Source organism: Pseudomonas sp. AP3_22 TE3818 (assembly GCF_053628995.1).
Map to the genome: position 1 here is coordinate 5520458 of NZ_JBRJHL010000001.1, position 13445 is coordinate 5533902.

At 53.6% G+C, this 13445-nt stretch carries 11 protein-coding genes; 6 read left to right on the forward strand and 5 right to left on the reverse strand.

Features of this window, described 5'->3' with window-relative positions; genetic code table 11:
• Nucleotides 1–75: 75 nt before the first annotated feature.
• The gene (locus AB7M25_RS25170) at nt 76–999 is read right to left on the reverse strand and encodes a putative phage abortive infection protein (RefSeq protein ID WP_454238128.1); all 924 of its coding nucleotides are present in this window, start codon (nt 997–999) and stop codon (nt 76–78) included.
• 219 nt (nt 1000–1218) lie between these two features.
• Nucleotides 1219–2961: an anti-phage dCTP deaminase gene (locus AB7M25_RS25175; RefSeq protein WP_454238129.1), complete on the reverse strand. Its 1743-nt coding sequence runs from the start codon at nt 2959–2961 to the stop codon at nt 1219–1221.
• 561 nt (nt 2962–3522) lie between these two features.
• Between AB7M25_RS25175 and AB7M25_RS25180 the strand changes: the two genes are divergently transcribed.
• From AB7M25_RS25180 to AB7M25_RS25200, 5 genes are all read left to right on the forward strand, one after another.
• Complete coding sequence (locus AB7M25_RS25180; RefSeq protein WP_454238130.1) at nt 3523–3828, forward strand: DUF3077 domain-containing protein; 306 nt, start codon at nt 3523–3525, stop codon at nt 3826–3828.
• Nucleotides 3829–4563: 735 nt separating this feature from the next.
• Nucleotides 4564–5040 carry a formate dehydrogenase subunit gamma gene (locus tag AB7M25_RS25185; protein WP_007982711.1) on the forward strand — a complete coding sequence of 159 codons (477 nt, stop codon included), beginning with the start codon at nt 4564–4566 and terminating at the stop codon, nt 5038–5040.
• Nucleotides 5040–6599 (forward strand): formate dehydrogenase beta subunit, encoded by a 1560-nt coding sequence (locus tag AB7M25_RS25190; RefSeq protein WP_454238131.1) that lies wholly within the window; start codon nt 5040–5042, stop codon nt 6597–6599. Before AB7M25_RS25185 ends, AB7M25_RS25190 begins: the two co-directional genes overlap by 1 nt.
• Nucleotides 6596–9478, forward strand: coding sequence for a formate dehydrogenase subunit alpha (gene fdhF, locus AB7M25_RS25195; RefSeq protein WP_454238132.1), 2883 nt, complete (start codon nt 6596–6598; stop codon nt 9476–9478). The genes AB7M25_RS25190 and fdhF overlap by 4 nt, the downstream gene beginning before the upstream one ends.
• Nucleotides 9475–9696: a formate dehydrogenase subunit delta gene (locus tag AB7M25_RS25200; RefSeq protein WP_095965789.1), complete on the forward strand. Its 222-nt coding sequence runs from the start codon at nt 9475–9477 to the stop codon at nt 9694–9696. Before fdhF ends, AB7M25_RS25200 begins: the two co-directional genes overlap by 4 nt.
• A gap of 152 nt (nt 9697–9848) precedes the next feature.
• On the opposite strand, the gene AB7M25_RS25205 is transcribed toward AB7M25_RS25200, so the two are convergent.
• Complete coding sequence (locus tag AB7M25_RS25205; RefSeq protein ID WP_429385574.1) at nt 9849–10187, reverse strand: potassium channel family protein; 339 nt, start codon at nt 10185–10187, stop codon at nt 9849–9851.
• Between the two features lie 636 nt (nt 10188–10823).
• On the opposite strand from AB7M25_RS25205, the gene AB7M25_RS25210 reads away from it, so the two are divergent.
• On the forward strand, nt 10824–11543 hold the full coding sequence (locus tag AB7M25_RS25210; RefSeq protein ID WP_429385572.1) for a helix-turn-helix transcriptional regulator: 720 nt from the start codon (nt 10824–10826) through the stop codon (nt 11541–11543).
• Here AB7M25_RS25210 and AB7M25_RS25215 read toward each other — a convergent pair.
• Together AB7M25_RS25215 and AB7M25_RS25220 are read right to left on the reverse strand one after the other, a co-directional pair.
• Nucleotides 11540–12451, reverse strand: a complete 912-nt coding sequence (locus AB7M25_RS25215; RefSeq protein ID WP_429385570.1) for a metal-dependent hydrolase — start codon at nt 12449–12451, stop codon at nt 11540–11542. The genes AB7M25_RS25210 and AB7M25_RS25215 overlap by 4 nt on opposite strands.
• A 63-nt stretch (nt 12452–12514) precedes the next feature.
• Nucleotides 12515–13429, reverse strand: coding sequence for a hypothetical protein (locus tag AB7M25_RS25220; RefSeq protein ID WP_429385568.1), 915 nt, complete (start codon nt 13427–13429; stop codon nt 12515–12517).
• Nucleotides 13430–13445: the final 16 nt, after the last annotated feature.

Consider the following 13445-nt stretch of genomic DNA (forward strand, 5'->3'; position numbering starts at 1 on the left):
GTAACAAAGGGGACGGATTTATTTCTCTTAGACAAGAAAACAAATCCGTCCCCTTTAGCGCCGGCGAGGCATTTTTTATTTGGCCCAAGGCTCAATTTCATCCTCCTCGAAATTTATGTTGAAATATTTTTTTGGATCGTAGCCGTCACAATAAGCTATAGGTAAATTTGTTAGCAGCTCGTATTTATCGACATATCCGCGCTCATTCCATTTTTTACCAAACCTGGATACCAAGTTGAAAAATAAAACGTACAGTTCAGGATTCGAAAGCTGCGCTCTATAAATTTTTACCAGATCAATTTTTTCACTACCAGAGAGATACTTATCATTGTCAATTAGCTTTATTGCGTTATACATATTTCGAAAGTAACTGCTTAATTCTGTTTGATTCGTCCTTCCAAGTTTTATATCTTTACAGGCGTTCACCTTGTCGAGCATCATTTCAGCTATTATTCTCCCGCCAGGATGAAATGAGAGTTTGTGGCTTATAAAGCCTATCCACGTATCACTTTGCCCGTAATAAAAACACATATAGGCGATATCGATTTTTTGTGCATCTGTTAGGTCCAAAGATAGCTCTTTATCAATCTCTGTAACGGCCTGTAGCAGACGCTTAAGTTGGATTTTATAAACTACAAATGCTCTTCTTCCCTCCTCAATAATGCTGCTTTTGCTTGCTTCCAGGCTTGGTATTCGAAGCCCCCTAATATTTTCGTTGTGGTAATCAAGCATTTTAAAGAATCTGTCGCGCGCGCCGTTTTTTGATGTATCTAAATGCTGGGACGCTATTGTATAAATCAAGAGGAGAACGCTGAATATTGCAAAGATGGTTCCAATGAAACCTCCAAAAAAATCACCAAATTTTGCCGCTAACTCAGTATCAATCTGAAAACTTGCATTAAAGTATGCATTGTTAAATAGTATAAACATCGCTGTCACCACCGATGACACACCAAAAAGCATGCAAAATATTTTGATTATCTTAAATATCAAACTCATACCATTCTCAATTTTTTATGTCTATAAATAAGCGATTCATTTGAGGTGTTGACTCCGCATTTCCCGCACTACCTTCCTTGTCTCTAGGGAGAAAAGAGGAAAAATTTACTTTCAAGCAAATAACCCTCGCTCTTCTTTACGATTAAGGTGCCCCCTACCTGTAAACTTTATGTATGCTTCCTCAAAGCCACAGTACGCCCCGCACAACCTATCGACCTCTCACTCCATATATGCAACTTCATCCTTGTAAGGCAGCACTGAATCATATAGCTGGTGATACCCCTTACCTACCGCTCCGTAAAACTGTAAGAGTTCAGGTGGATTAGCGCCAACCTCCAATATATGATCATTTGCAATTCCAGGATAAGGGTCAATGAAAATAATCTCTTTCAAACCTAATTGGTAGGCTTTCTTAGCGCAGAGCTCACAAGGGCTAGCGGTAGTAAATAGCTTTCCACCCTCGATCCCCGCGCCACCATATTTCACAATTTGCAGAAAAGCATTTTCTTCTGCATGAAGTGACCTAGTATGAACTTGGTTGCCGCGTGTACGCTCACTACTTTCCAAACCGTTACGTATATCCTTGAAGCAATAAGATAAATTCTGACCACTTGATTCCAATATATCAGTCAGTTTAATAAGCTTTTTACCCGCACTTAATCTAAATTCAGAGTTTGTTCGCTCATATCTACTATAAGCAACCGCATCAAAATCATTCATCAAGCCTTTCAAAGATCGTAACGAACACGGAACCTGCCCCTTAGCTACATCGTTCCACCCCACGGCCTTGATAGAAAAATCCGCATCGGTTACTACTGCACCAACTTGCCGAGAAATGCACCCAGAGTTGCTTTTTGCTGAATAGGCAATCTGCATAACTCTTTCCATAGAGGTTGGCGAAACAAGACCCGGATGAAGCATTAACGCCACGTACCAAGCCAATTGAGCCTTTAACACATTACTATTATCAAGCTCCCCTCTTGGATTAAACAAATGTATATCCGCCATCTCTATACATTGCTTAACATTCTGACTTATAAAGTCCGCATGAGTGATTTTTGTTTTGCCCGACTCATGATCATCAATCTCACGGAGCTTGTCGGCGGTAAATTTATGAACGCTTTGAAGATAAGCTGCGCGATCATCATCAGGCGCATTAATGGACACCAGATAAAACGCCGAATACCTATCCTTAAAAAACCTAGCCTCATAAGGATTTCGAATAGCATCCACAACTATCAGCGCCTTATCTTTTATGCTTCTTATCCCTTTCAAAACTCTATTTATAGTTTCTGGCAGGTGAAAGACACTGGTAGGCATAAAATCAAAAGACTTGTAATCCTTATCAATAAACCCGATTTTCCTTATTGAATTACCTGCTGATTGATATATCGATACATAAAGAGCATTATCAACCTTCTTTAGATCATCCTTAAAGTCATTTGTAAATTTTCTCATCAGACGCAAAAAAGAAATAAATTTATCTTTTTCCTTATCTAACAGCACAAACTTTTCTTCGTGATCCAATAGCTTACTCATGATGGACGCAAACTTTGATTTTATTTTGTTCCTACTATAGGAGCCAAACTCTAAAACCTCGCGCAGCTTAGCTGCGTCAATGGGGACCTCAAGCGCACCAATTATGAATGACAAAAGACCTTCAGTTTCCATCGACAACAAATACGCCGATATAAGATCACTAACTTTTATTGAATAAAACTGAACAATATTACGCTCCGCATAACTTTTAAGTATCTCGTAGCGCCTACCATTTAAGCGTTCAAAAAAAGACTTTCCTTTGTACTGAATAGCGTCAAGACGAGGAAAATTTGGATTGGCGCTTTCCAATATATTTGCTGCTGTTGTACACCCGGAGCCGGTTCGACCAGTCAGCCCTATTACAACAAACTTGCTACGCTCTTTAAAAAGGGAGGAAACCATTTCCCTATTGCGATTAACCATTTTGTCTCCACATATAGTTTTCTAAAGTCGTTGTTATTTATATTGAAGGCAGCACTGATAGCCAATTGCCATCAAGATACACGAACTCGCAAATATTTTCCTCTAGTGTCCTTGGTCGTATTGCTTAAACAAAACCAAGGTTAGATCAATTTTTTCGTGGCGGTTGGTTGGGGGTCGAAGCTTTCCAAGCTTGCAGGAAAGAAATCTGCACGATACCCTCCCACCGTCGCTGCCAATTCAGCGACCGGGTGTGGTAACCCGAGTTATTCAAGGCGCAACAGCGCCCCAATCACGTCATCAGGCGCTTTTTTTATGCCTGCGGCGTGAGTTATGGCGGCTGTGCGTGGGACGCCCTCGGGCGTGCCGGTTTCCTTGATTCCCGGTTTACCACCCTGCGCACAGCTGTCACCCATTCGTGTGGTAACGAACGTGGCAGCTCCTCATATCAAGGAGTTGGATAATGCGCAGTATCAATCCGTTTGAAATTTGGCTTTTCTCTCTTCGCGATTCCCAATCGCGTAATGCCCTCCCCCATTGCCTCTCCATCCTCGGAGGTGGCCAATGACTGAACAATCTGAACTCAAAACCATTGGCCTGACACCCGCCATCTACTGTGCGGATCAAGCGCTGTTTCATGTCACTCGCGGTGTTCCTCTTGGCGATGCGTTGTCCATGGCCTCGGATTTTCTGTTCCTGGCCAAGACGCTCACTGAAGATGCTGCTTATGCCAGAGACACCGACCGTCACGCCTGGGCTGCGCATTATCTGACTTCGATGAGTAAGGCGTTGGTGGATGATGCGGTGAAGGTGCTGATGCGGGATCGGGATAATGAGGTGGCGTCCAAGCGGGCTGGAGCTACGGCTTAGGGTAGTGGGCGACGCGCCGGGATAGCTTTTGGTTTCAAGCGTCGGGCGTGATGTTGTGAGGACGGGCTTGGTTGCGGTGGGCGGGGGTGTTCAGCGGAACATGTGGATGCCTTGGGTTTTTCGCGAGCGGGCTCGCTCCTACAGGGGGTTGTGGTTCAGTACTGGGTTTTGTGTTGGCTGGGCTGGCGCCTTCGCGGGCAAGCCCGCTCCCACAGAGGGTTGTGGTGAGCTGATAGGCGTTGTTTGGCTCCAGTGGGTTGTGATTTTGGTGCACCTTCGGCATTGAGGGTGGTTGGGCTGGCGCTTTCGCGAGCAGGCTCGCTCCCACAGGGTTAGCGGCGTACTTCAGCGCATCTGCTTCGTAGAATTGCCCTCGGTTCTGATGCTTCTTCTCACTTGAAATGCTTGTTATACATCAGCCATCGACAGGTCCTTTGGGCATTAGGCCAGTGCGTGAACGCCCCGCGCGGCACTCATCTAGACTTAATGGATAGTCGTAGGCAGAACCAAACACGTCGCTTTGGTGCAGGTCGATCAACAGCGGCGTGGCAAGCTGCCTTTTATGCCCATTAGAGGTGCGACAAAGATCGCGCCGGGCACAACAAGATGCCCGCTCAGGGTGCCCTGGCCAACGGCCAAATTGCCACGATACCGTGACGTGGTGTGAGTGCCGCAGCCGACACTTTCGGACGACCGACGACCTTCTGGTTTGTCCGTGACCGTGAGGATTGCTGAATGCCTGATGAGATGTTGCACCTGCCTGTGGTCAACAGTTTGCTGGAGCGCCACAAGGGCTCTGCGGGTGCGCTGTTGCCCATTCTTCATGATATTCAGGAGCGAATTGGGTACATCCCCGATGTCGCCGTCCCCGAGATTGCCCATGCCCTCAACCTGAGCCAGGCCGAGGTTCGTGGGGTGATCAGTTTTTACCATGATTTCCGTACTGCACCGCCCGCGCGGCATATCCTGCGGCTGTGCCGGGCTGAGTCGTGCAAAAGTCGCGGTGCCGAGCAATTGGCTGCGCAATTGCGTGAGCGCCTGCAACTGGACGATCACGGCAGCAGTGCCGATGGCAGCATCAGTTTGCGGCCGGTGTATTGCCTTGGGGCATGCGCCTGTTCGCCGGCTCTGGAGCTGGATGGCCGGGTGCATGCGCGGTTGAGTGCCGAGCGGCTGGATGCGCTGCTCGACGCTTGCCGGGAGGACGCGTGATGCCGACTCTTTATCTGCCCTGTGATTCGCTGGCCCGTGCTGTGGGCGCCGACGAGATCTCCACGGCCTTGATCACTCAGGCCAAGGAACTCAATCTGCCGCTGGAGCTGCAGCGCACCAGTTCGCGCGGGCTGTATTGGCTGGAACCGCTGCTGGAAATGGACAGCCCGCAAGGCCGGATCGGTTTCGGTCCGTTGACCGTCGCCGATGTGCCGTCGGTACTTGATGCGCTGCAAGGCGATCCGTCCACTCATCCGCTGGCCTTGGGCCTGGTGGAAGAATTGCCGTATCTGAAGACTCAACAACGTCTGCTGTTCGCCCGCGCCGGCATTACCCGGCCGCTGTCGCTGGAGGATTACCGAGCCCACGGCGGTTTCGAAGGTTTGAACAGGGCCGTCACCCTTGGCGGTGAACAGACCGCGACGGCGGTGTTCGATTCAGGACTGCGTGGCCGTGGCGGTGCAGCCTTCCCCGCCGGGATCAAATGGCGCACGGTGCGTGCGACCGAAGCGGCGCAAAAGTACATCGTGTGCAACGCCGACGAAGGTGACTCCGGCACCTTTGCCGACCGCATGCTGATGGAAGGCGACCCTTTCCTGCTGATCGAAGGCATGGCGATTGCCGGCCTGTGCGTCGGCGCCACCTACGGCTACATCTATGTGCGCTCGGAATATCCGGATGCCGTGGCCACCCTGCGCAACGCGCTGCAGATTGCCCGGGAGAACGGTTACCTGGGCGCCAATGTCGGCGGCAGCGGCCAGGCCTTCGATATGGAAGTGCGGGTTGGTGCCGGTGCGTACATCTGCGGTGAGGAAACCGCGCTGCTGGACTCCCTCGAAGGCAAGCGCGGGATCGTGCGCGCCAAGCCGCCGATTCCTGCCTTGAAGGGCCTGTTCGGCCAGCCGACCCTGGTGCACAACGTGCTGACCCTGGCCTCGGTGCCGCTGATTCTGGCCAAGGGCGCGCAGTTCTATCGCGATTACGGCATGGGCCGTTCCCTGGGCACCATGCCCTTCCAGTTGGCGGGCAATATTCGTCACGGCGGCCTGGTGGAGCGGGCTTTTGGCCTGACGCTGCGGGAACTGGTGGAAGACTACGGCGGAGGGACCGCCAGTGGCCGGCCGCTGAAAGCTGCGCAGGTGGGCGGCCCGCTCGGCGCCTGGGTGCCGCCGTCGCAATTCGACACGCCGCTGGATTACGAAGCCTTCGCCGCCATTGGCGCGATGCTCGGTCACGGTGGTGTGGTGGTGGCGGACGACACCTTGGACATGGCCCACATGGCGCGCTTTGCGATGGAGTTCTGCGCCGAGGAATCCTGTGGCAAATGCACCCCGTGCCGTATCGGCTCGACCCGGGGCGTCGAGGTGATCGACCGCTTGCTGGCCGCACCGGACCAGAACGGTCGCGATGAGCAGGTGATCATCCTCAAGGACCTGTGCGACACCCTGCAATACGGTTCGCTGTGCGCATTGGGCGGCATGGTTTCCTTCCCGGTCGCCAGCGCCCTCAAGCACTTCCCCGCCGACTTCGGCTTGCAGCCTTCGGAGGCCGAGCAATGATTACTCTCTTCGACCCGAACACCGATATCGACCTCGGCACTCCTCCCCGTGAGAGCGAGGTGCAAGTCACCCTGAGCATCGACGGCCGCGGCATCAGCGTGCCCGAGGGCACCTCGGTGATGCGCGCCGCGGCGCTGCTGGGCACCACCATTCCGAAACTCTGTGCCACCGACAGCCTGGAAGCCTTCGGCTCCTGCCGCATGTGCCTGGTGGAGATCGACGGCATGCGCGGTTATCCGGCGTCCTGCACCACGCCGGTCACTGAAGGCATGAGCGTGCACACCCAGACGCCGAAGCTCGCGACCCTGCGCCGCAACGTCATGGAGCTGTACATTTCCGATCACCCGCTGGACTGCCTGACCTGCTCGGCCAACGGCAACTGCGAGCTGCAAACCGTGGCCGGTCAGGTCGGCCTGCGGGAGGTGCGTTACGGCTATGAGGGCGACAACCATCTGGCCGATGTGAAAGACACGTCCAACCCCTACTTCGACTACGACCCGAGCAAGTGCATCGTCTGCAACCGCTGCGTGCGCGCCTGCGAAGAAACCCAGGGCACCTTTGCCCTGACCATTACCGGGCGCGGTTTTGAATCCCGGGTGGCGGCCGCCGGTGGGGATAACTTCCTCGATTCGGAATGCGTGTCCTGCGGCGCCTGTGTACAAGCCTGCCCTACCGCGACCCTGATGGAAAAAAGCGTGGTGGAACTCGGGCAGCCGGAACGCAGCGTGATCACCACCTGTGCCTATTGCGGCGTGGGCTGCTCGTTCCGCGCCGAGATGAAAGGCGACCAGCTGGTGCGCATGGTTCCGGACAAAAACGGCCAGGCCAACCACGGCCATTCCTGCGTCAAGGGGCGCTTTGCCTGGGGCTACGCCACTCACCCGGATCGCATCACCAAACCGATGATCCGCCAGCACATCAACGACCCGTGGCAGGAAGTCAGCTGGGATGAAGCGGTGACCTACGCCGCCAGCGAATTCCGTCGGTTGCAGCAGAAATATGGCCGCGACTCCATTGGTGGCATCACCTCCAGCCGCTGCACCAACGAAGAAACCTACCTGGTGCAAAAACTGGTGCGCGCCGCGTTCGGCAACAACAACGTCGACACCTGTGCGCGGGTCTGCCACTCGCCGACCGGTTATGGCCTGAAGCAAACCCTGGGCGAGTCCGCCGGCACCCAGAGTTTCGACTCGGTGATGCAGGCCGACGTGATCCTGGTGATGGGCGCCAACCCCAGCGACGCCCACCCGGTGTTCGCCTCCCAGCTCAAACGCCGCCTGCGTGAAGGCGCGCGGCTGATCGTCATCGATCCACGGCGCATTGATCTGGTGGACTCGGTGCATGCCCGCGCCGAATACCATTTGGCCCTGCGCCCGGGCACCAACGTCGCCATGCTCAACGCGCTGGCCCACGTCATCGTCACCGAGGGCCTGCTCAACCAGGCCTTTATCGACGCCCGTTGTGAGGGCAGCGATTTCGCCAACTGGAGTGAGTTCGTCAGCCGTGCGGAAAATTCGCCGGAAGTGCTGGGTGCCATCTGCGGTGTGCCCGCTGCCGACATCCGTGCTGCCGCGCGCCTGTATGCCACTGGCGGCAACGCAGCGATCTACTACGGCCTGGGTGTCACCGAACACAGCCAGGGCAGCACGGCGGTCATGGGCATCGCCAACCTCGCGATGGCCACCGGCAACATCGGCCGCGAAGGCGTGGGCGTGAACCCGTTGCGCGGGCAGAACAACGTTCAGGGTTCCTGCGACATGGGTTCTTTCCCCCACGAGTTGCCTGGCTACCGGCACATCTCCAACGAGGTGGTCCGGGCGCAGTTCGAACAGGCGTGGAACGTCACCCTGCAACCTGATCCGGGGTTGCGTATTCCCAACATGTTCGAAGCAGCGCTGGGCGGCAGCTTCAAGGGCCTGTATTGCCAAGGTGAGGACATCGCCCAGAGCGATCCGAATACCCAGCACGTCACCGCCGCTTTGTCGGCGATGGAATGCGTGGTGGTGCAGGATATTTTCCTCAACGAAACTGCCAAGTTCGCCCATGTGTTCCTGCCGGGCAGTTCGTTCCTGGAAAAAGACGGCACCTTCACCAACGCCGAACGGCGCATTTCCCGGGTGCGCAAGGTCATGGACCCGCTGGGCGGCAAGGCCGACTGGGAAGGCACCGTGGCCCTGGCCAATGCCCTGGGTTACCCGATGAACTACAAACATCCGTCGGAAATCATGGATGAAATCGCCAGCCTGACGCCGACCTTCACCAACGTCAGCTATGCCGAACTGGATCGCCACGGCAGCCTGCAATGGCCGTGCAACGCCGAGGCGCCGGACGGTACGCCGACCATGCACATCGAGGAATTCGTGCGCGGCAAGGGGCGCTTCATGCTCACCGGCTACGTGCCCACCGAGGAAAAGGTCAACACTCGCTATCCACTGCTGCTGACCACCGGGCGCATCCTCAGCCAGTACAACGTCGGTGCCCAGACCCGGCGTACCGACAACGTCGCCTGGCACGACGAAGACCGCCTGGAAATCCACCCAACCGACGCCGAGAGCCGTGGCATCAACGAAGGTGACTGGGTCGGCATCGGCAGCCGCGCCGGGCAGACCGTGCTGCGTGCGCGGATCACCGAACGAGTCGCACCGGGCGTGGTGTACACCACCTTCCACTTCCCGGAATCGGGGGCCAACGTGATCACCACCGACAACTCCGACTGGGCCACCAACTGTCCGGAGTACAAGGTCACGGCTGTGGAAGTCAGCCGCGTTTATCACCCTTCGGAGTGGCAAAAGCGCTTCCAGGCCTTCAGCGAAGAACAGGACCGTTTGCTCAAGGATCGCCGCCACGCCCGTGGTGATAAAGCCGAGGTGCGCCGATGAGTACTGACAACCTGATCAAGATGGCCAACCAGATCGCCCAGTACTTTGCCAGCCAGCCGGACCAGCAACAGGCGGTGCTCAGCGTGCGCAATCATCTGCAGATGTACTGGGCGCCGAGCATGCGCAAGGAATTGCTGGCCTGGCAGACGGAGCATAAAGGGGCGGACCTGCACCCGCTGGTGCAGGCGGCGGTGAGTGGGGCGGGTTGGGGGGCTTAGGTTCAACCTGCTGGCTGCCCCCCCTGTAGGAGCGAGCTTGCTCGCGAAAACTCAAGGACACCGCGTTTATCCAGGATTCGCGCGTTATCGTTGACGACCATCGCGAGCAAGCTCGCTCCTACAGGGGATTTGTGTTGTGGTTGGGATTTGCCCTACTCCTTCCCTGCCGCCTTCACGGTAATTTCAATCGCCCGGACACTGATCGCCGCGAATGTCGCCGTCATCAGTACCCCATTGAACCCCAGCAGGATCGCCAGTACCCGTGACACGCCCAGTTTGGGCACCAGTTCTCCGTAGCCGATGGTCAGGCCGGTCACGAAGGCGAAGTAGATGCCGTCATAGGGGTTCCACCCTTCCAGGTGGGCGATGATGAGGCCGAACGCGATGATCACCAGCAGCAGTATCGAGAAGATCGGCCACACCACTTTGAAGTAGAACCAGACGGCCTTGTAGAACTCGTGGCGGACGTTTGATGCACGGGTGAGGTTCATGTCGTGGACTTCCTGAGGGTTTGCCTGGCCGGCATTGGCATGCACGGCGTTCAATACCCCGTCAGCTTGGCACAAACGCCGGACACTTTGGCCAACGTCGGTTTGCGATCAACAGGGCACTGTCCGTGAAAGGCAGCGACTCCCCAGGATCGTGAACTTTATCAAACCACTCGTCACAACCGAAAATGTTAAAAATGCGCCTACCGATTCAAAATGATAGTTATAAATACCAACACCCCTACAAACATTAACCCACAGGAGGGCGCAGTAGTCACACTAAGAGCTTTTAGAACAGCCCCACAGAATTGGAACTATCGTCTCAACTTACCAGTATTATCGACATCAGGGTGTAGCTTTGACACCACGATGCTTGCCCCCATAAAATAATTTTCATTTGTTGACGCATCGAGTCCGCGCCACACTGTAGAATCCCGGCGCATCGCGGCGTAAGCTGATCCCCGGATCAACGCGCAACGACCAGCCTGCTTACTATGCGAGGAAAGGAAACCCGCTGGCGATGACATTGCCAGATTCACGTTATTGAACATTAAATAGCTCGCAACCGGATCCGCACTTCAAGGATTTGGAATACCGAGACTGTTGTTCAGAACGACTCGATCAGCAAAGGAATGGATCATGATTTCACTGGATGAACTTCTCACCATGTCGGGTTTGTCGCGCAAGAGCGATTGGTTTGAAGCCCTCAAGTTAAATACTGCGGCACTGGGTTGTGATGGTGTGTTGTTTGCTTTCAAACCGAATAGCAGTACCGATAATAATCAGGCCATCATTCTCAGTGACTATCCCGCTGAGTGGCGCAAGAAATACGACACTGAAGATTATGCCCAGATAGATCCAGTCGTTGTGCACTGTTTTACCTCAACGGTGCCCATCGTGTGGTTCGACAATATTTACACCTCTGTACAACAACTGAATTTCAGGGAAGAAGCCAAAAATCACGGACTGATGCAAGGCGTGAGCTTGCCAGTACACGGTGCCGGCGGCCAAGTGGGAATGCTGAGCGCCCGACTCGAAGCGATCCCGGAGCGTCAACTCAAATACCATTTGGCACGGACGCTTCCCAGCCTGACCCTTATTCGCGATTACGCTGTTGATACGCTCCTGAAGTTGATCGGCAACGAGGAAGCCGAAGAGCCCGTTGCGCTCACAAATCGAGAGCTGGAAGTACTCAAATGGAGTGCTTTCGGCAAGACCACATGGGAAATCGCCCGTATTCTCAGTTGTTCAGAAGCCAACATCAATTATCACTTTTCAAAAGTCAGAACGAAATTCAATGTCGGGTCCAGGAGAATGGCGATTGTCAAAGCCTTGCAAACCGGCGTGTTGGAGTTTTAAACCGCTTGGTTTTCAATCTCTACAAGCAGTCGTTCCCTGAGTGCGGGTTCCCACACTTCGTCCCACTTCCGTACATAATGATGGCGCTGATCAAGGATCTGCTGACTATTCAAATCAAAATCAGCGCCAATAAGTTCAATCTGCCGCGTCTTGGTATATGACATGAACGGAGAACTGGACAAACGCCGGGCATCTGTATCTATGCCAAGACGCTTTGCACAGTATTGTGCTGCGGCGAGGGCTTCGTGCTCAGAATGGTTAGCGTCCATGACTTCAGACTGGACTCGATCAGCATTCCAGACCGGCTCCTGAAAGATATGTTGATAAACATCAACGGCGACATCGCAATGTTCTATTTCTTCAGTGAAATGATAACCCAACAAATAGAGCACACCCAAATTCGCTGAAATATTGCAAGTCCGGGCAAAATTCTTTCCGGAAAACAGTTGCTCAAAAAAAATGAAACTGGAAATACAATTCTTGCTTTCAAACACGGCAATTTTCAGTAAAGCGTCCCTGATACCTTCCCGCTCGCCCCTGGAAACGCTTTGCAGTATGGGTTCGTAGTTCTTCACATGAAACTCATGAAGATAGGGATATACCCTGGGGTGTAAGTGATCTTTGTACACACTGCCCGGACAGAGAAACGAATTCAGATGTTTATGCGCCTTGGCATGGTGCATCTCCTGGACCAGGAACGTATGTTCAAGGTCCAACAGCCCCTCATCGGCAATTAATCCCCGCGAATGTTTACTGACGAAATTACAAAAATACTCAATGTATTCCAGGTAAAAGGAATATCCCAGACCCACTAGTGAAGTCTGATCGTCATAAGCCCAGCGAAAATCGAAATCCGCACCGATTTTCATGGCTTGTTTGATATCAAATGGAATTCTTCTAATTTTCATGCGGCGTCCTGGCTGCCTATCGCGAAACGGCGCTCACCCTCGGTAGAGCGCCCCCCGACACTGTCAGTTCTGAAGAAACAGAATCCCGTCTTCGCTTTCCGGCGAATGAACCGCTCGGGTCTGCCCCAATCCTTTAACCAGGAAAGAAACATGCTGGGCGCGCATCTGTTCCTGGGTGTAAGGGTTTTGGGCACCGAAAATCTGCTCCATCAATTGTGTTTTCTTGCGCACAATACGATCGACAGCACCCTCTCCGCGCTTGGCCGGCAGGAACAACTGCATCAGTTTGTTTTGCCCTTCAAAGTACGTTTCATGGACCATTGCATTGTGGTACGTCAAACCAACATCAATGACGGCGAGCGAACGCTCAAGATGAGCGGGATCGGACTTGACCATTTCCTCGATCACCGCAGCCCACGCCTGAGTGTGCCGTGCCTCGTCTTTCATGATATTGGTTATCAGCGCCTGGAGAGCCGGGTGGTGCACTTGACTACGTACATCCCGGTACAACTCAGTGTTGACCACCTCACCGAACAAATGGGCGAAGGTATAGCTGTAAAGATCCCAGTACTTTCTGTCTTCGTAGCACCAAATGTATTTTTCTGAGTATTCGCGGACTGACAGTTTGTCCACATACCCTAACTCACCTGTTGAAACATAGTGATAAGCAGTCGCCAGTGCGATGCCATGACGCATTTCTTCGTAGGCAATGATGTTGACATACGCAAGAATCTGCCCCCAGTCATTGGCAAGGCTTTTTGGGTAGCCTTCACGGACTTCAGTGAGCAGCAGATCATGAAACTGCACCGCTGATGCCTGGCCGGAAAACTCTCCATCAGACAAACAGTCGAGTAAGTTCACAATATCCCGATCATGCTCATCCAGTTCCGTCAGCCAGTTCCAGTCATAGCGCTGCGCATCCCACCTTTGTTCATCGGAAAGGCAGCCAAAGTTAACAATAGTACTGATCCCGGACATGCAATGTTCTCCTTGA

What these genes read in the sequence shown, in the direction of transcription:
- AB7M25_RS25175 (WP_454238129.1), bottom strand. Translation starts at nt 2,961, where the DNA reads ATGGTTAATCGCAATAGGGAAATGGTTTCCTCCCTTTTTAAAGAGCGT.
- AB7M25_RS25180 (WP_454238130.1), top strand. Translation starts at nt 3,523, where the DNA reads ATGACTGAACAATCTGAACTCAAAACCATTGGCCTGACACCCGCCATC.
- AB7M25_RS25185 (WP_007982711.1), top strand. Translation starts at nt 4,564, where the DNA reads ATGCCTGATGAGATGTTGCACCTGCCTGTGGTCAACAGTTTGCTGGAG.
- AB7M25_RS25190 (WP_454238131.1), top strand. Translation starts at nt 5,040, where the DNA reads ATGCCGACTCTTTATCTGCCCTGTGATTCGCTGGCCCGTGCTGTGGGC.
- fdhF (WP_454238132.1), top strand. Translation starts at nt 6,596, where the DNA reads ATGATTACTCTCTTCGACCCGAACACCGATATCGACCTCGGCACTCCT.
- AB7M25_RS25220 (WP_429385568.1), bottom strand. Translation starts at nt 13,429, where the DNA reads ATGTCCGGGATCAGTACTATTGTTAACTTTGGCTGCCTTTCCGATGAA.
- AB7M25_RS25215 (WP_429385570.1), bottom strand. Translation starts at nt 12,451, where the DNA reads ATGAAAATTAGAAGAATTCCATTTGATATCAAACAAGCCATGAAAATC.
- AB7M25_RS25200 (WP_095965789.1), top strand. Translation starts at nt 9,475, where the DNA reads ATGAGTACTGACAACCTGATCAAGATGGCCAACCAGATCGCCCAGTAC.
- AB7M25_RS25205 (WP_429385574.1), bottom strand. Translation starts at nt 10,187, where the DNA reads ATGAACCTCACCCGTGCATCAAACGTCCGCCACGAGTTCTACAAGGCC.
- AB7M25_RS25210 (WP_429385572.1), top strand. Translation starts at nt 10,824, where the DNA reads ATGATTTCACTGGATGAACTTCTCACCATGTCGGGTTTGTCGCGCAAG.
- AB7M25_RS25170 (WP_454238128.1), bottom strand. Translation starts at nt 999, where the DNA reads ATGAGTTTGATATTTAAGATAATCAAAATATTTTGCATGCTTTTTGGT.